The 17213-nt window shown below is 75.8% G+C and carries 13 protein-coding genes and 1 pseudogene; 9 read left to right on the forward strand and 5 right to left on the reverse strand.

The features are described from left to right. Positions 1–25 precede the first annotated feature (25 nt). Positions 26–973, reverse strand: a complete 948-nt coding sequence (locus OG335_RS07485; protein WP_405010233.1) for a carbohydrate kinase family protein — start codon at positions 971–973, stop codon at positions 26–28. Then, a complete protein-coding gene (locus OG335_RS07490; RefSeq protein WP_405010234.1) occupies positions 970–1935 on the reverse strand; it encodes a pseudouridine-5'-phosphate glycosidase in 966 nt (321 codons plus the stop codon). Before OG335_RS07490 ends, OG335_RS07485 begins: the two co-directional genes overlap by 4 nt. A 95-nt stretch (positions 1936–2030) precedes the next feature. Between OG335_RS07490 and OG335_RS07495 the strand changes: the two are divergent. The 7 genes and pseudogenes from OG335_RS07495 to OG335_RS07525 form a co-directional block, all read left to right on the forward strand. Beyond that, positions 2031–2279, forward strand: a pseudogene (locus tag OG335_RS07495) (alpha-ketoglutarate-dependent dioxygenase AlkB); the annotation flags it as partial. A gap of 54 nt (positions 2280–2333) precedes the next feature. Beyond that, entirely contained in the window at positions 2334–2744 is a 411-nt protein-coding gene (locus tag OG335_RS07500; RefSeq protein ID WP_405010235.1) for a gamma-glutamylcyclotransferase family protein, read from the forward strand. A gap of 426 nt (positions 2745–3170) precedes the next feature. Next, a complete protein-coding gene (locus OG335_RS07505) occupies positions 3171–4136 on the forward strand; it encodes a polysaccharide deacetylase family protein (protein WP_405010236.1) in 966 nt (321 codons plus the stop codon). 29 nt (positions 4137–4165) lie between these two features. Next, positions 4166–5326 (forward strand): GNAT family N-acetyltransferase, encoded by a 1161-nt coding sequence (locus OG335_RS07510; RefSeq protein ID WP_405010237.1) that lies wholly within the window; start codon positions 4166–4168, stop codon positions 5324–5326. 349 nt (positions 5327–5675) lie between these two features. Beyond that, entirely contained in the window at positions 5676–7076 is a 1401-nt protein-coding gene (locus tag OG335_RS07515; RefSeq protein ID WP_405010238.1) for an ABC transporter substrate-binding protein, read from the forward strand. A gap of 158 nt (positions 7077–7234) precedes the next feature. Next, complete coding sequence (locus tag OG335_RS07520) at positions 7235–7786, forward strand: hypothetical protein (RefSeq protein WP_405010239.1); 552 nt, start codon at positions 7235–7237, stop codon at positions 7784–7786. A 227-nt stretch (positions 7787–8013) separates the two neighbouring features. Continuing rightward, entirely contained in the window at positions 8014–8451 is a 438-nt protein-coding gene (locus OG335_RS07525) for an SRPBCC family protein (protein ID WP_405010240.1), read from the forward strand. Between the two features lie 81 nt (positions 8452–8532). Here OG335_RS07525 and OG335_RS07530 read toward each other — a convergent pair whose 3' ends face one another. Continuing rightward, positions 8533–11142 (reverse strand): SpoIIE family protein phosphatase, encoded by a 2610-nt coding sequence (locus OG335_RS07530; RefSeq protein WP_405010241.1) that lies wholly within the window; start codon positions 11140–11142, stop codon positions 8533–8535. Positions 11143–11394: 252 nt separating this feature from the next. After that, a complete protein-coding gene (locus tag OG335_RS07535) occupies positions 11395–11658 on the reverse strand; it encodes a dsRBD fold-containing protein (protein ID WP_405010242.1) in 264 nt (87 codons plus the stop codon). A gap of 224 nt (positions 11659–11882) precedes the next feature. Here OG335_RS07535 and OG335_RS07540 point away from each other — a divergent pair, with 224 nt between their 5' ends. Both OG335_RS07540 and OG335_RS07545 read left to right on the forward strand, forming a co-directional pair. After that, positions 11883–12230 (forward strand): tetratricopeptide repeat protein, encoded by a 348-nt coding sequence (locus tag OG335_RS07540; protein WP_405010243.1) that lies wholly within the window; start codon positions 11883–11885, stop codon positions 12228–12230. 263 nt (positions 12231–12493) lie between these two features. Then, on the forward strand, positions 12494–13981 hold the full coding sequence (locus OG335_RS07545) for a M1 family metallopeptidase (RefSeq protein ID WP_405010244.1): 1488 nt from the start codon (positions 12494–12496) through the stop codon (positions 13979–13981). 81 nt (positions 13982–14062) lie between these two features. Here OG335_RS07545 and OG335_RS07550 read toward each other — a convergent pair whose 3' ends face one another. Beyond that, positions 14063–17164, reverse strand: coding sequence for a putative bifunctional diguanylate cyclase/phosphodiesterase (locus OG335_RS07550; RefSeq protein ID WP_405010245.1), 3102 nt, complete (start codon positions 17162–17164; stop codon positions 14063–14065). Positions 17165–17213: the final 49 nt, after the last annotated feature.

Below are 17213 nucleotides of genomic sequence, written 5' to 3' on the forward strand. Positions count from 1 at the left end.
CCTCGTCGCTCGCTCCACCGGCCGATCATCGCACGGCGGCGCGGCCGTTCGGCACGGGACCGCCGGGCCGGCCGCCGCCCGCGGCCGGGGGGCGGGCCCCCACCCGCACGACCGCCGCCGCCCCGGCCCGGCAGCCGGCGCGTGCCGCCTCGACGAGGTCGGCCCCCGCCAGCCGGGCGGCGAGCAGGGCGCCGGTGAAGGCGTCGCCGGCGCCCGTCGAGTCGACGGCGGCGACCCCGGCGACGGCCGGTACGTGCGCGAGCACGCGGCCGCCGACGGCGACGAGCGCCCCCTCCGCGCCGAGCGTGACGACGGCCTCGCCGTGGGCGGCGCTCAGCCGGGCGGCGGCGACGGCCGGGTCGGCGGCCCCGGCGAGCAGGGCGGCCTCTGCGCCGTTGGGCAGCAGCAGGCCGACGCCGTCGAGGGCCGCGCGGACGGCCGCGGGCCCGGCCCGCCGGACGAACCCGGCGGACGCCGGGTCGGCACTGACCGGCACACCCGCCGCCCGGGCGGCCGGGACGGCCAGTGCGGCGAGCCGGCGTCCGGGGCCGCTCAGCAACTGGTAGCCGGAGAGGTGCAGGCGAGCCGCGCCGGCCAGCAGGGTGCCGTCCCAGTCCTCCGGACCCAGCCGGACGGCCGCCCCGCCGTCGGTGACGAGGGTGCGCTCGGCGCGCTCGTCGACGAGGCAGATCACCACGGCGGTGGGCGCCTCCGGGTCGACGGCCAGGTGCGGGGTGACGCCGGCGGCGCGCAACTGCGCGGCGTGCCAGTCGGCGGAGTCGGCGCCGACGCGGGCGAGCAGGTGCACCCGTGCCCCGCCGGCGGCGGCCCAGGCCGCGGCGTTCGCCCCGGCGCCGCCGGGCCGCAGGGCGATCCGGGCGGCGGTGTCGGTGTGCGGGTCGAGCGGGCCCTCGTGCAGGGCGACGACGTCGGTGACGACCTCGCCGACGACGAGCAGGGCGCCCGGCGTCATCCCTGCGGCTCCGGCCCGTCGGGGGCGGCCCAGTGCCGGGCGATCGCGGCGCCGAGGCGGACGTTGCCGCGGACGGCCGCCAGGTTGGCCTCCAGGGAGGCGCCCCCGGTGTGCTCGGTGAGGTGCGCGAGCAGGAACGGCGTGATGGCCTGTCCGCTGACGCCCGCCGCCTCGGCCGCGGCGAGGGCCTCGGCGAGCACCCGGTCGTGCAGGGCGGGGTCGAGCTGTTCGGCGGGCGGCACGGGGTTGGCGACGACCAGCGCGGAGTCGAGGCCGCCGAGGGCGTCCTGGGCGCGCATGACCGCGGCGACGGCGGCCGGGCCGTCGAGCGTCCAGTCGACGGGCCGGCCGGAGCCGGTCAGGTAGAAGCCGGGGAACTCGGCGGTGCGGTGGCCGAGCACGGCGACGCCGAGGGTCTCCAGCCGCTCCAGGGTGGCGGGCACGTCGAGGATCGACTTGACGCCCGCGCAGACGACGGTGATCCGGGTGCGGGCGAGCAGGCCGAGGTCGGCCGACTCGTCCTGGGCCGCCGCCCAGTCGCGGTGGACACCGCCGAGCCCGCCGGTCGCGAAGACGCGGATGCCGGCCCGGGCGGCGAGGAAGGCCGTGCCGGAGACGGTCGTGGCGCCGCTCGCGCGGGTGGCGACGGCCGGGGCGAGGTCGCGGAAGCCGAGTTTGCGCAGCGTGTCGTCGGTGGCGATGCGCTCGATGCCGTCCTTGTCGAGGCCGACGTGCGGCACGCCGTCGAGCACCGCGACGGTCGCGGGGACGGCTCCGCCGGCCCGGACGAGGTCCTCCAGCTCGCGGGCGACGGCGAGGTTGCGCGGCCGGGGCAGCCCGTGGGCGATGATCGTCGACTCCAGGGCGACCACGGGGGTGCCGTCGGCGAGCGCCCGGCGGACCTCCTCGGAGAGGCGCAGGGCGCCCGGCGCGGCGGTGGGCGGGGGTGAGGGTCGGGTCATGTCCCGTACCTGGCGTCGGCGGGCGGATTTCAAACCTGTCGGCGCGCCTGACGCGCCCGCACGATCGCACATCTGTTCGATACGGCATGGGCAGGCACGGTGACCGGCCCGGCCGCGCCGCCCTGCGGGACACGGTGATCGCCATCCTGTCCGTGGGCGAGCCCCGCCCCCTGCTGCTCCGCCCGCGCGGCGGCGGCCCGGTGGTGCGCCGCCTCCTCGGCCACGGCGACCTGCTGGTCATGGGCGGCAGCTGCCGGCGCACCTGGGAGCACGCGGTGCCGAAGACGGCCCGCCCGGTCGGCCCCCGGATCAGCATCCAGTACCGCCCGCACGGGGTGCGCTGACCGGGCCCCGCAGCCGGTACGGTCGTGCGACCCGCTTCCCGAGGAGTGCCGCCCGTGCCGCCGCAGTTGCCCTTCTTCGTCTACGGGACGCTCCGCCCCGGCGGCCGCAACCACACCCGCCACCTGGCCGGCCGGTGCACGGGCGCCCGCGCGGCCACTCTGGAGGACACCGCACTGCACCGGGGCCCCGGCTACCCGTACGCGCTGCCCGACACCGGGCGGGCGGTGCACGGCGAGGTGGTCACGGTGCACCCGGCGCTGTACGGGCAGGTGCTGGCCGACCTCGACCGGCTGGAGGACTGCACGGCGGACGGCACGGGCGAGTACGTGCGCGAGCGGCTGGCGGTACGGCTGGACGACGGCTCCACCGCGGCCGCCTGGGTCTACCTCGCGGGGCCCCGGGTCGCGGCCCGGCTGCGCGCCGCGCCCGACCTCGTCGCCTCGGGGGACTGGCACCGGCGCTGAACCCCGGGCCGTCCGGCGGCGTTCCGGCGCGGGCGCCGCGCGAGCCCGCCGGGCAACCGCCCGCGGGCCCGAAGACAGGACAGTCCCCGGCGTCCGGTGGCGTCGTCCGTCCGCCGGGGCCGTCGCCCTCGTGCGTACGTCGCGTCCCGGCCCGCCGGGGGCCTGGCCAGAGCCTGGATCAGGGTTGTTCGGACGGCCGGCGGACGTCTCCGGCGACGGTTCAGCTCTGTCCGGTATTCCGGTGTACGTATCAGTTTCCTCCTATTTCCGGCCAGGTCAAGACCCTGCCGAACCATCCCAAAGCCAGCCCGGGAAAAGGTCAAGCGGTGGTAAAGTCGCTCTCCGTTGACGCCGCGTCAGCCGTGCCCCCGGGACCGGCGACCCGGCCGCCCGCAACGGCGCGGGGGTGACACGAAGGGGGGCGGCGTGCCCGACGACCACGCCGCCGGGGGCGGCAGCGGCACGGCCCCGGCGGACACCCGCAGGAACCGCATCGACACCCTGCTCCGCCACTCACCGCTGCAACCCGCCTTCCGCGCCGTCACCGCCGGACGCCTCGCCGTCCTCGCCTACCACGGCATCGACGACCCGCGGAGCTTCGCCGCCCAGATGGCCCGGCTCGCCCGCACGGCCCGGCCGGTGACACTCGGCCGCGTCGAGCAGGCCCTCGCCGAAGGCCGTCCGCTGCCGCCCCGGAGCGTGCTGGTCACCTTCGACGACGGCGACCGCTCCCTGCTCACCGACGGCCTGCCCGCCCTCACCCGGCACCGCATCCCGGCCGTCGCCTACGTGCTGGCCGGACTCGTCGGCAGCGACCGGCCCTTCTGGTGGACCGAGGCGGCCTTCCTCGCCGCGCACGGCGGCACCGCCGCCGGCCTCGCCCCGGGCTGCGGCCCCGACGCCGCCGTCCGCCGGCTCAAGCGGCTGCCGGACGCCGAACGCCGCACCCGCCTCGCCGAACTGCGCCGCACCGCACGCACCCAGGCGCCCCGGACACCCCAGCTCGACCCCGCCGACCTGCACGCCCTGCGCGAGGCCGGAGTGGCCGTCGGCAACCACACCCTCGACCATCCCTGCCTGGACCGCTGCACCCCCGACGCCGCCGACCGCCAGGTCGAGGAGGCACACACCCGCCTCAGCGGCTGGCTGGGCGAGCCGCCGGCCTCCTTCGCCTACCCCAACGGCAACCTCGATCCGCGGGTCGAGCGCACCCTCACCCGGCTCGGCTACCGCACCGCGTTCCTCTTCGACCACCGGCACGACCGACGGCTGCCCCGGAGCGCCCTCCGGATCAGCCGGCTCCGGGTGAACTCCCACACGTCCCTGCACAGGTTCGACACCATCATGTCGGGGCTGCATCCCGCCGTGCACCGGCTGCGCGGCGGACGGTGACCGACCGGCCCCGGGAGGGGAACCACACCATGGCCGCACCGCACCCGGGGGCCGCACCGCCGAGCGGCCGCGCACCGCACCCGACCGAACCGCACGCCGGCACACGCGGCCGCGGCGGGCCGGTGCTCCACCACTCCCCCGCCGGCCTCGGCACCGAACTCCTCGACGGCTGGCGGCAGCTGGTCGCCACCGACCCGGACGGCTCGTGGTTCGCCACCCCCGAATGGGTGCTCGCGTGGTGGGAGACGCTCGGCCCGCAGGCCGGCGGCACGGCCGCACGGGCCGAGATCGCCGTCTGGCACGGCCCGCAGGGGCAGGTGGAGGCGGTCGTGCCGCTGCTGCGCACCCGGCTCCGGCTGCACCCGCGCCTGCCGCTCACCGTCCGCTGCCTCACCCTGCTCGGCAGCGGGCCGGGGGCCGCCGACCACTGCGCCCCGGCCACCGCCGTCCACCGCCGCGACGACGTCCGGGCCTGGCTCGCCGAGCGCGGCCGCCGCACCACCCTGTGGCTCCCCGGCCTCGACCCCTCGGCCGCCGTCCTCCTCCCGGAGGGCACCCGCCGGGTCGCCGGGACGGCCTGCCCGCGCACCGACCTCACCGGTGGCCAGGACGCCCGGGGGTCACGGCAGTTCCGGTCGTCCGTGCGCCGCTACCGGCGCAAGCTCGGCGCCGCGGGCGTCACCTTCCGGTGGGTGCCGCCCGCCGAGGCCGCCGTCGAACACCTGGACGCCGTCCTCGACCTGCACGGGCGCCGCCGTACCGCCCTGGGCCTGCCCACCACCTTCGACCGGCACCGCCGACCGCTCCACGTACGACTGTTGGAGCGGTCGGCCGCGGTCACCGGCCCCGACGGCGACGGCCCGGCCTTCCTCCTCGCCGAGCACGAGGGCGACACCGTCGGCGCCCTGTACGGCTTCCGCCGGGGCGGGACCTTCGCCTACTACCAGATCGGCTGGGACCCGGCCTGGGCCCCGCTGCGCCTGGGCACCGTGGTCATCGCCGAGGCCGTCCGCGCCTGCGCCGAACAGGGCCTGCACACCTTCGACTTCCTGCGCGGCACCGAGCCGTACAAGTACCGCTTCGACGCCGTCGACCGCTGGGACGGGACCCACCTGCTGCCGCGGGGACCGGGCGGTGCGCTGCTCACCCTCAAGCACCGGCTCAAGGATCGGACCGTACCGGCCGGGTAGCCGGGCGGGCTCCGCGACCACGACCCCGGGCGCGGGCACCGGGCCGGGCAGCACGGGCAGCGCCCCGGCCGCGGCCGCCCCGTGGCGGAGGGTGTGCGGCCGGGTCGACCGGCAGGTCTGCAACGTTCCGTTGAACGCGCTACCGCCGCATCGCCGCCGGGCTTCGCCGCCGCACCCCTGGACACCCCCTGGACTCTCTCCGAAAGCGCTCCGGGAACCGGTGCGCGGCGTCCGGGCCCGGCGCGACCCCTTGACAGGCGCGGGATCGTGCACGCAAGGTCTGGGAGCGCTCCCATCAGCAGGGATCGCCCACTCCACCCACTGTCAGCAAACGAACGAGGCACCGTACATGCCAGGCATCAGACGCACCGAGCCACCCTCCCCGGCCGACCCCGGCCACGACCGCCCCGCCGCGGCCTCCCGGGCGCCCCGGGGCCGGACCCGTCGGACCGGCCGGACACTCCGGCTCGGCGCGGGGCTGGGCGGCGCGCTGCTCGCCCTCACCGCCTGCTCCAGCGGCGGACCCGCGCCGCAGAGCTCGCAGCTCCAGGAGACCACCACGCTGCGCGTCGGCACCTTCGGCAGCTTCGGCTACCGCGAGGCCGGCCTGTTCGCCGAGTACATGGACCTGCACCCCGAGATCGTCATCAACGAGGTCGCCACCCAGGACGGCAAGGAGTACTGGGACGACCTCACCGCCAAGCTCAACGGCACCAGCAGCGGCACCGTGGCCGACATCCAGGCCGTCGAGGTCGGCTACATCGCCGAGGCCACCGGGCCGCTGTCCGACAAGTTCCTCGACCTGAAGCACGCCACCGGCGTCGACGCCTCGTCCTGGCTGCCGTGGAAGTCCGCGCAGGCCACCACCGCCGACGGCGCGCTGATCGGCCTCGGCACCGACACCGGTCCGATGGCGGTCTGCTACCGCAAGGACCTCTTCGAGAAGGCCGGACTGCCGACCGACCGCGACGCCGTGGGCCGCCTCTGGGCCGGCGACTGGTCGAAGTACCTGGAGATCGGCCGCCAGTACAAGGCGCACGCCCCGGCGAAGACCCGGTTCACCGACTCCGCCGGCGGGCTCTTCAGCGCCGTGCTGGCCGGCGAGCCCGAGCAGCTCTCGGACGCCTCCGGCAACCTCGCCTACAAGGACAGCCCCGGTGTCGGCAAGGCCTGGGACCTCGCCGTGTCCGCGGCCCGCTCCGGCCTCACCGGCGGGCTGAAGCAGTTCACCGCGGAATGGAACGAGGCGCTCTACCTCTCCAGTTTCGCCACCATCGTCTGCCCCTCGTGGATGACCGGCGTCATCTCCAAGTACGCGGGCGAGCGCGGCGAGGGCCTGTGGGACATCGCCCCGGCGCCGGTCGCCGGCAACTGGGGCGGGGCGTTCCTGGCGGTGCCGAAGAACTCCTCGCACCCCGAGCAGGCCGCCGCCCTGGCCGCCTGGCTCACCGCCCCCGAGCAGCAGGCGAAGGTCTTCACCAAGACCGGCAACCTGCCCTCGACCAGCGCCGGGCTCGGGCTGCCCGCCGTCGAGAACGCGACCAACGCGTACTTCAACAACGCGCCGACCGGCCGGATCTACGCCGACGCCGCGCGCACCATCCGCCCGGCCCCGATCGGCCGGCTGGACGGTGCGGTGAAGGCCGTCATCACCGACACCGCGCTGCTCGACGTGGAGAAGCACGGGACCGATCCGCGGAAGGCCTGGAACGCGGCGGTCAAGACGATCGGGGAGACCACCGGCGGCTGACCCGTCTCGGCCCTCCGGTCCGTGGGAGCGCTCCCGCGGACGGCCTCCCGGCGCCGTGCCGCCACCCCGGCGGCGCGGCACCGGGAGGCACCCGCCCGCCCGGCGGGACGTTGCCCCGCGGCAGCATCCCGCGTCACCCGGACGTCGTTGGTACCGGTATGAGCACCTGTCTTCCGTCCGCACACGGCGGCACCCCGGCCGCCCCCGCCCTCCCGCAGCAGCCGCCGGGGCCGGACCGGCCCCTGGACCCCGGCCGTACCCACACGCCCCCGCCGCCGGGCGCCGCACACCTGCCGGGTGCGCACCTGCCGGGCACGGGCCACCCGCCGGAGCCGGTCCACCTGCCGGGCCACACCCCGACCCGCCTGTCGGCCCACACGCCGGGCCCCGACAGCTCCTCGGGTCTCGGCCGTCCGCTCGGCCCGGTCACCCCGCCCGGCACGCCGCAACGCCCCGGCCCGACCCGGCACCCCGGGGCACACCTGCCCCACGGCCCCCAGCAGACCCAGAGCTGGGCGTCCAGCGCGGCGGAGCAGGCCTCCGACGTCCTCAGTGGTCTGCGGACGGTGGAGGTGCCCCTGGCGGCGCTCCAGGCCGCCCTGCTGATCCTCACCGAGCTCGTCGCCCGGCCGCACGAGACCACCGGCATGCGCGAGGCCGCCCGCGAGATCTGCGGGGTGTTCGCGGGGCTGACCGACCACACGGCCTGACCCCGGCCCCGGGCCGGGCCCCGTGGGCCCGGCCCCGCCTCACCCGCCCCGCCTCACCCGCCCCGCAGCACACACCTCGCCTCACGCGCCCCGCAGCACAGGCCGCGCAGCGCAGCGCCGCGGCCTGGCGGCCGGGCCGCCGTCCCCGGGGCCACCGGCGTGTGTCTTTGCGCCGTCCGGGCGGGCGCGGCAGGCTGGGTGCGAGGGGCGAGAAGGCGAGGAGAGCCGTGAGCACGCTGGAGGAGCAGATCGAGGTCGGCGCACCGGCCGCCGAGGCGTGGCGGCAGCTGCACCGGATCACCGACTATCCGCGCTTCGTGGACGGCGTGCTCCACGCCTCCGCCCGCGGCGGCCACCGGGCCCGTCTGGACGTCGCCGTGGACGGCGGGCACCGCGAGTTCGACGCGTTCATCACCGACCGCGGCCGCAACCGGGTGATGACGTGGCAGACGCTCGACGAGCCGCACCTGCGCGGCACCGTCGCCCTGCGCGCCCTCGACGGCGACCGCACGCAGGTGCAGGTCAGGATCGAGTACGAGCCCTCGGAGGTCGAGGAACTGTTCGGTGCGCCGCCGCGCGGGTTCGCGCAGGCGAGCGCGGTCGAGCGCACGGTGCGGGCCGACCTGGAGCACTTCCGCGACCTGGTCGAGCAGCACCCGTCCTGAGCCCCGGGCGGTCCCGGTACCGCTCGGGCGCCGGGGGCCCGGCCGTCCCCGGGACCCCGCGACGTCCCCGGGACCCGGCGCTCAGGGCAGTGTCTGCTCGGCCCAGATGACCTTGCCCGACTCCGTGTACCGGGTGCCCCACCGTTCGGCGAACTGCGCGACGAGGAAGAGGCCGCGTCCGCCCTCGTCCGTGCCGGCCGCGTACCGCAGGTGCGGTGAGGTGCTGCCGGTGTCGGAGACCTCGCAGATCAGCGTGCGGTCGCGGAGCAGCCGCACCCGGATCGGACCGCCGCCGTAGCGGATGGCGTTGGTGACGAGTTCGCTGAGGATGAGCTCGGTGCTGAACGCCAGGTCGTCCAGCCCCCAGTCGGCCAGCCGGCGGCCGACCTCGCCGCGCACGGCGGAGACGGCGCGGGGGTCGACGGGCACGTCCCACTGGTCGACGTGGTCGGCGGGCAGGGCGCGGGTCCGGGCGACGACCAGCGCGATGTCGTCGGTGGGGTTGGCCGGGAGCATGGCCGCGAGCACGGAGTCGCAGGTCTGCTCGGGGGATTCGTCGGGGTGGGCGGCGAGGGTGGAGCGGAGCGCCTCCAGGCCCTCGTCGATGTCGCGGTGCCGGTCCTCGACGAGCCCGTCGGTGTAGAGCACGAGGTGGCTGCCCTCGGGGAGGTCGATCTCGACGGCCTCGAAGGGCAGTCCGACGAGGCCGAGCGGCGGCCCGGCGGGGAGTTCGGGGAAGTGGACGCCGCCGTCGGGGTGGACGACGGCGGGCAGCAGGTGTCCGGCCCTGGCCATGGTGCAGCGCAGCGAGACCGGGTCGTAGATGGCGTACAGGCAGGTGGCGCCGGTGATGGGGGCGTCGCCGTCGAGGGAGGCGCCCTGGTCGAGGCGGTTGACGAGCTCGTCGAGGTGGCCGAGGAGTTCGTCGGGCGGCAGGTCGAGGGCGGAGAAGGTGTGGACGGCGGTGCGCAGCCGGCCCATGGTGGCGGCGGCGTGCAGGCCGTGGCCGACGACGTCGCCCACGACGAGCGCGACCCGGGCGCCGGGCAGCGGGATGACGTCGAACCAGTCGCCGCCGACGCCCGCCTGGGCGGGCAGGTAGCGGTAGGCGAGGTCGAGGGCGGCCTGGTCGGGGAGGCTGCCGGGCAGCAGGCTGTGCTGCAGGGTGACGGCCATGGTGTGCTCGCGCGTGTAGCGGCGGGCGTTGTCGATGCAGAGGGCGGCGCGGGCGACGAGCTCCTCGGCGACGGAGCGGTCCTCGTCGTCGAAGGGCTCGGGCCGTTCGGAGCGCCAGAAGCTGGCCATGCCGAGCACCACGCCGCGGGCCCGCAGCGGCACGGTCATCAGCGAGTGCACGCCGTACGTCTCGACGCCGGCGACGCGCTCGGGGTGGCGGGCGCTCCAGGCGGCGAAGGCGTCGGTGAGGTCGTCCTCGACGACGGCCTCGCCGGTGGCCATCGACCGGCTGCGCGGGCTGCCGGGGATGAGCGGCACGGTCTCGCCGACCGGGATGAACGGCGAGTCGTCGCGCACCCCGCTGTGCCCGCTGCGCCGCATGACGGAGGGCGTGCCGGTCGGTTCCTCGCCGTGCAGGACGGGTTCGGCGAGGTCGACGGTGACGAAGTCGGCGAAGCCGGGCACGGCGGCGTCGGCGAGCTCCTGGGCGGTGCGGGCGACGTCGAGGGTGGTGCCGATGGCCCCGCTGGCCTCGTAGAGCAGTTGGAGGCGGCGGTCGGCGAGTTCGGCGCGGCCGGCGAGGGCCCGCAGCTCGGTGGAGTCGCGGAGGGTGACGACGCGCCCGGGCGGTCCGCCGACGACGTCGGTGGAGCGGACGCTGACGGCGAGCAGGCGGTCGCCCGCGTCGACCACCCGGTCGGTGACGGTGGCGCCGGAGGCCAGCAGGTCGTGGAGCGGCCGGTCGAGGCCGAGGTCGTCGAGGCCGCGGTGCTCGGCGTCGTCGGGCAGGCGCAGCAGGCGGCGTGCCTCGTCGTTGGCGAGCACCGGGCGGCCGGTGCCGTCGAGGATGAGCACGCCCTCGCGGACGGCGTGCAGGACGGCGTCGTGGTGTTCGTACATGCGGGTCATCTCGGCCGGGTCGAGGCCGCGGGTCTGACGGCGCAGGCGGCGGCCGACGAGGGCGGTGCCCACGGTGGCGAGCACGAGGGCGCCGGCGGCGGTGACGAGCAGCAGGGGCAGCCGGCGGTCGGTGGTGTCGGCGATCCTGGCTTCGCGGACTCCTGCGGAGACCAGGCCGACGACGGTGCCGTCGGTGGCGGTGACGGGCACGGTGGCCTGGACGAGGGGGCCGATGGTGCCCACGACGCTCTCGACGACGGCCTTCCCGGCGAGGGCGGGGGCGACGGTGCCGACGAACTTCTTGCCGATCCGGTCCGGCATGGGGTGGGTGTAGCGGATGGCCTCGGTGTTCATCACGACGATGAAGTCGACGCCGGAGGCCTTGCGGGCGGCCTCGGCCCTCGGCTGGAGGACGGCGGTCGGGTCGGGCGAGGCGAGGGCGGCGACCGTGCCGGGCGCGCTGGCGAAGGTCTCGGCGACGGCGAGCGAGCGGTTGCGGGCCTCCCGGGTGGCGTCGCTGCGGGCCTGCAGCACGAGTTCGACGCCGGCGGCGACGACCAGCAGGACCACGATGACGACCTGGAGGAAGAACACCTGGCCTGCGACGCTGCGCATTCCGAACGCCGACCACGGACGTCGACCGGTGGAGTCGGGGACGGACACGGCCCGGGATCGGCCCGTGAACCGGACCATACGCCCATGTGTACCCTGCGCGGCCCCGCCCGGCCAAGGGGCGCGGCGGTGCGCCTCGGAGCCGGGCCGGGCGGTCACGCAGCGTGCGCGGGGCGGGCGGGGCGGGCAGGGCAGCGGTGTGCCGCCGGCGGCCGTGCGGGCCTGCCGGCGGGTGGCCCGGGGGCCGGGCGGCGGTCAGTAGATCAGGTAGGAGGGGCGGTGCCCCTCGTCGGCGATCTCGCCGTCGGCGACGGACCGGAGTTTGCGGGAGAGTTCGTCGAGTGCGCGGGCGGCGGCCATCTCCTCGCCGATGCGGGCGAGCGGCCGGTCGTCGCGGCTGCGGACCGCCTCGCCGTGGCCGTTGAGGCCCGGGGCGTGCGAGCCGGTCAGCCGCGCCTCGCAGGCCGTGTTCATGCCGTCCTCCTCGAAGCTGAGCTCCACGTCCCACTGGTTGTGCATCGCGCACACCTCCTGGTGGTCGGTCCCCGTTCCAGCGTGCGCCCGCGGGTGGGGCGGAGCAACCAGCGGCGCCGCCGGGCCGGGGGCGGCGGGGCGGCGGCGGGGGCGGCGGCGGGGGCGCCGGGCGGCCCGGAGGGCCGGGCGCGGCGGCCGGAATGCGCGAGGGTTGATGAATGTTCAACGAGGCAGCCGGGGTCCGACCGGCCGGAGCGAGAGGAGCCGCAGTGTTCCAGGACTACCTGAACGACGACACCGCCGAGCAGTGGCGCTGGGCGGGCCTGTACTTCGACGCCAAGGAGTACTCCCAGGCCGCCGACCTCCTCGCCCGGGTGGTGGAGCGCACCCCCGAGCAGGTCGGCCCGCGCCTGCTGCTGGCCCGCGCCTACTACCACTCCGCGCAGCTCGGACGCGCCGAGGAGCAGCTCCGCGAGGTGATCGCCCGCGACCCGGTCGAGCAGTACGCCCACCTGATGCTCGGCCGCACCCTGCAGCGCCGCGGCCGGCCCGCGGAGGCGGCCCGCTGGCTGCGGCTGGCGTCCGCCCTGGAGGGCGGGGGTGCGCCGGACGCCTGAGCGCCGGCCCGTCCGCAGGCCCCGGGCACCCTGCCCGGGGCCCGCGCGCGTACCGGCCCGGGCACGTACAGGTCGGGGCGGGTCCGGGGTCGCGGCCGGACACCGGCCGGGGCGGGTCCGGGGCGGCGGACGGGCGCGCGGCCAGGTGGCCGCAGGCCACCTTGCATGGACACCTCAGCAAGATGAGACTGGGCCCGCCTGACGGAGGGTGGACCCGACCCGCCGTCAGGCGTCCGCACCCCCGACCGCACCGGAGGACCCCTGTGCGCACGAGGACGATCGTCTCGCTGGCCGCCGCCGCCCTGCTGCTGACCGGTCAGGCGTCCGCCGCCCCGGCCGACGGCATCGGCTCTCCCGGCATCGGCGACCCGTACTACCCGACGTACGGCAACGGCGGCTACGACGTCACCCACTACGACGTCCGCCTGAAGTACCAGCCCGCCACCGACCGGCTGGAGGGCACCACGACCCTGCTCGCCACCGCCACGCAGGACCTCGCCCGCTTCGACCTCGACTTCGCCCTCGACGTGACCGAGGTGCTCGTCGACGGCCGCCCGGCGGCGTTCGCCGCCACCGGCGAGCAGGAACTGGAGATCACCCCCGCCGCCCCGATCGCCAGGGGCCGCCGGACCACCGTCGTGGTGCGTTACGCCGGCACCCCGTCCGACGTGGCCCGGTACGGCTTCACGGCCTGGCTGCGCACGCCCGACGGCGGGGTAGCGGCCGGTGAGCCGGAGGCCGCCTGGTGGTGGTTCCCGAGCAACGACCACCCGGCCGACAAGGCCACCTTCGACGTGTCCGTGCTCGTGCCCGACGGCACCCAGGCGATCAGCAACGGAGACCTCGTCTCCCAGAGCTCCCGGGCCGGCTGGACCCGCTGGAACTGGCGCCAGGACAAGCCGCAGGCCACCTACCTCGCCACCCTCGCCGTCGGCCGGTTCGACGTCACCCGGTCCACCAGTCCGGGGGGCATCCCGGTGCTCAACGCGTACAGCCGCGACCTCGGCGCCGACGACGGCGCGGCGCGCGCGAGCGTGGAGCGCACCGGCGAGCTCGCCGACTGGCTGACCGGCCGTCTGGGCCCCTACCCCTTCGGCTCGGTGGGCGGCTACGTGCCGAACGTGCGGACCACGGGCTACGCGCTGGAGACCCAGACCCGGGTGTTCTACAGCCCGCGGATGTTCTCACGCGGCTCCAACACCTCGGTGGTGGTGCACGAGCTGGCGCACCAGTGGTTCGGTGACGCCGTGTCGGTCGGGCGCTGGAGCGACATCTGGCTCAACGAGGGCTTCGCCACCTACCTGCAGTGGCTCTGGTCGGAGCACGAGGACGAGGGCACCGTCCGCGAGCTCGCCGACTGGGTGTACGCCTCGCACCCGGCCGACGACCCGTTCTGGACGGTCCTGCCGGGCGACCCCGGGGCGCAGAGCCAGTTCGACGCGGCCGTGTACGACCGCGGCGCGCTCGCCCTGCAGGCCCTGCGCACCGAGGTCGGCGACGACGTCTTCTTCCGCATCCTCCGGGGCTGGCCCGCCGAGCACCGCTACGGCAACGCCACCGTCGCCGACTTCCGCCGGTACGCGGAGCTGGTCTCCGGCCGGCCCCTGGGCGACCTGCTGCGGACCTGGCTGTTCACGCCGTCGAAGCCGGCCCGCGGGGCGGTGGCGGCCGACCCGGCGGTCCGCCCGGCGGCGGCGGCGCCGCGGGAGCCTCGCTCCTGGGCGGCGATCCGCAGCGCCCAGGAGCACTGAGGGACACCGCACCGGGCCGCCGCGGCGGGCGGCGGCCCGGCACGCCGCGCGGCCCGGTGCGGGCCGCGACCCGGTGCGGCGTCAGGTGCGGCCGATGTGCAGGCCCGCCGGACGGGCGTCGTCGTCCACCAGCCGCCCGGCCTGGTCGTTCGTCAGCGGACGGGCGAACAGGTAGCCCTGGCCGAGCGGGCATCCCATGGCGGCGAGCAGGTCGCGCTGGACGGTGTTCTCGATGCCCTCGGCGATGACCTGCACGCCCAGCGTGTCGGCGATCCGTGCGATGCCCTCGACGAGGGCGTACTGCTGCTGGGAGTGGCCGAGGCCGTCGATGAACGACTTGTCGATCTTCAGGATGGAGATCGGGAACTCCCGCAGGTAGCTCAGCGAGGAGTAGCCGGTGCCGAAGTCGTCGATGGCGATCCGGACGCCGAGGTCGCCGAGCATCTGCATGTCGGTGCGGACGCGCTCGTCGCGGCGCATCAGCACCGTCTCGGTGAGCTCCAGCACCAGGGTGCCCGGCTCGATGCCGCTCTGGTCGATGACCCGGCGCACGGTGTCCACGAACCCGGCGTCGCGGAACTGCCGTCCGGACACGTTGACGCTCACCCGCAGCGGCGCCCGCCCGTCGGCCGCCCGCAGGCCGCCGCTGAGCCGCTGCCACTCCGCCGCCTCCGTGACGGCGCGTTCCAGCACCCAGGCGCCGAGCGGCACGATCTGGCCGCTCTCCTCGGCGAGCGAGATGAACTCCTCGGGCAGCACCATGCCGCGCCGCTCGTGCGGCCAGCGCACCAGGGCCTCGAAGCCGACCAGGGCGCTGTTGGTGAGGTCGACGATCGGCTGGTAGTACAGCGCGAACGCGGACTCCGCGATGGCCGTGTCCAGGCTCTCGTTCAGCTCGTGGCGCTCGACGAGCCCGGCCTGCAGCGCGGGCCGGTACCGGCACCACTGCCGCTTGCCGGCCGCCTTCGCCGAGTACAGCGCGAGGTCGGCGTGGGTGAGCAGCTCGGCGCCGTCCTCGCTGTCCTCGGTCGTCGCGACACCGACGCTCGCCGCCACCCGCACCGCGCCGGAGCTCAACCGGAACGGCTCCTCGAAGACGGCGAGCACTGCGGTGGCCGTGGCGCCGACGTCGGCGGGCGAGAGGGCGTCCTCGACGAGCACGGCGAACTCGTCGCCGCCGAGGCGGGCGGCGGTGTCGGAGGTGCGCAGCGCGGTGGAGATCCGTAGTGAGACGGCGACCAGCAGCTCGTCGCCGACCGCGTGGCCCTGGGTGTCGTTGACGACCTTGAAGTCGTCGAGGTCGATGAAGAGCACGCCGGTGACGGTGCCGCGCCGGCCGCTGCGGGACAGCGCGTGGCCGACGCGGTCCTGGAAGAGCACGCGGTTGGCCAGGCCGGTCAGGGAGTCGTGGAACGCCCGGTGGGTGAGCTCGCGCTCCATCTGCCGCTGGTCGGTGACGTCGCGCAGGGTGAGCACGAGGCCGCCGACGGTCGGGTCGTCGCGCAGGTCGTTCCAGCGCACCTCGGCCTCGATCATGCTGCGGTCGTTGCGCAGCAGCCGCCAGTGCTCGCGCTGCTCGGCCTGCTCCCGGGTGCGCATGCGCAGCAGGGCCTGGTTGACGGCCCGGCTGTCCTCCGGCGGCACGAGGTCGATCAGCGGCCGCCCGTCGACCGAGGGGTAGCCGAGCACCCGGTCCGCCGAGGAGCTGGCGTACCGGATGGTGTCGTCCGCGCGCAGGATGAGGATGACGTCGGAGGCGCTCTGCACCAGGGTGCGGAAGTAGAGCTCGCTGTTGCGGCGGTTGATCTCCTCGCTGAGCATGACCCGCTCGACCGCCAGGGCGGCCTGGGCGGCGAGGATGTCGAGGGTGCCCCATAAAGCGGTGAGCCGGTGCTCGGTACCGCCGACCACGAGAGCGCCGATCATCGGGTCGCCGGACGGGCGCTTCGCCAGCACGAGGGGGCAGATCAGGGCGCTCGGGGCGCCGTCCAGCCGGGTGGCGAGGTCCTCGTCGAGGGAGGTGACGCGCACCAGGCGGCTCTCACGGACGGCCCCGACCTCGATGGGGCCGTCGGAGCCGACGCGCAGGGTGCCCTCCCCGCGGACGGCGAGCAGGGCGACGTGCGCGGGCTCGGCCGGCACGAGGGCGGAGGCCGCGGTGCGCACGGCGTCCGCGACCTGCTCGACGGTGGCCGCGCCGCCGAGCTCGGCGCCGGCCATCCGCAGCACGCGTTCGCGTTCGACGGCATGGCGGTGGGCCAGCACCACCCCGGCGAGCCGGGAGAGCACCAGCAGGAAGAGGATCGCCGAGAACCCGCCGATGACCGCCGCGCTCACGGAGTCGCCCTGGGTGACCTCCAGCACGAGCATCGTCGGCGCGATCAGCGAGGCGATGGTGAGCAGCGCGATCCGGCCGCGGCTGATGTCGGCCGGCTGGGTGGGGATGGGTCTGGTCAGCTCCACCATCGACGGGTGCAGCGCGGCGGCGCCCCACGCCGCGTAGAGGACGGCCCAGCCGATCTCGACGGGGGTGCCGATCCGCCAGACGCCGTGGAGCTGGACGAGCCCGTACAGCACGTCGGAGACGAGCAGGCCGATGGTGCCGACGGTGAGCATCACCATCGCCGGGCTCTTGCCGCCGCGCGGCACCAGCAGCCGCATCAGCATGGCGAGCACGAGGACGTCGCCGAGCGGGTAGGCGATGGAGACGGCCTTCTGGAACCAGGTCAGTTCCGGGTTCCGCGCGTACGGGACGATGAGGTACATCCAGCTGAGCAGCGCGAGGCCGACGGTGAGCGTCAGGGCGTCGATGAGGCTGCCGCGGTCCTGGTGGGCCGTGCGCCATCGGATGAAGCCCCAGACACCGGCCGCGTACAGCACGAACTCGGCGAGGTAGAAGGCGTCCGCGAGTGACGGGAACGCCACCTGGTGGAGGTATTCGGTCAGGATGACCTGGACGACCTCGCCGCACGTGAAGCTGAGGTTCGCCACCGCCAGCAGGTACCAGGACCTGGCGTGGACCGGCTTGTTGAGTCGCACACCGATGACGATGGCGACGAACGAGCTCAGACCGATGCCGGTCCACCAGATGATGCGGTCGGCCGGGAAGCGGTAGTAGACCAGCGTCAGCAGGGCGATCCAGGCCAGGTAACAGGCCATCAGCCGCTGTCGTCGACGTGTCAACCCAGCTACCTCCTTCGGAGGTGGTGAGCTGATCCGCTCGGGAATGGGG

It is taken from the genome of Kitasatospora sp. NBC_01539, from assembly GCF_045040525.1.
GTDB lineage: Bacteria > Actinomycetota > Actinomycetes > Streptomycetales > Streptomycetaceae > Kitasatospora.

Coding starts and splice junctions, on each gene's coding strand:
- OG335_RS07485 (WP_405010233.1), bottom strand. CDS start 973: ATGACGCCGGGCGCCCTGCTCGTCGTCGGCGAGGTCGTCACCGACGTC.
- OG335_RS07490 (WP_405010234.1), bottom strand. CDS start 1,935: ATGACCCGACCCTCACCCCCGCCCACCGCCGCGCCGGGCGCCCTGCGC.
- OG335_RS07510 (WP_405010237.1), top strand. CDS start 4,166: ATGGCCGCACCGCACCCGGGGGCCGCACCGCCGAGCGGCCGCGCACCG.
- OG335_RS07515 (WP_405010238.1), top strand. CDS start 5,676: ATGCCAGGCATCAGACGCACCGAGCCACCCTCCCCGGCCGACCCCGGC.
- OG335_RS07520 (WP_405010239.1), top strand. CDS start 7,235: ATGAGCACCTGTCTTCCGTCCGCACACGGCGGCACCCCGGCCGCCCCC.
- OG335_RS07530 (WP_405010241.1), bottom strand. CDS start 11,142: ATGCGCAGCGTCGCAGGCCAGGTGTTCTTCCTCCAGGTCGTCATCGTG.
- OG335_RS07535 (WP_405010242.1), bottom strand. CDS start 11,658: ATGCACAACCAGTGGGACGTGGAGCTCAGCTTCGAGGAGGACGGCATG.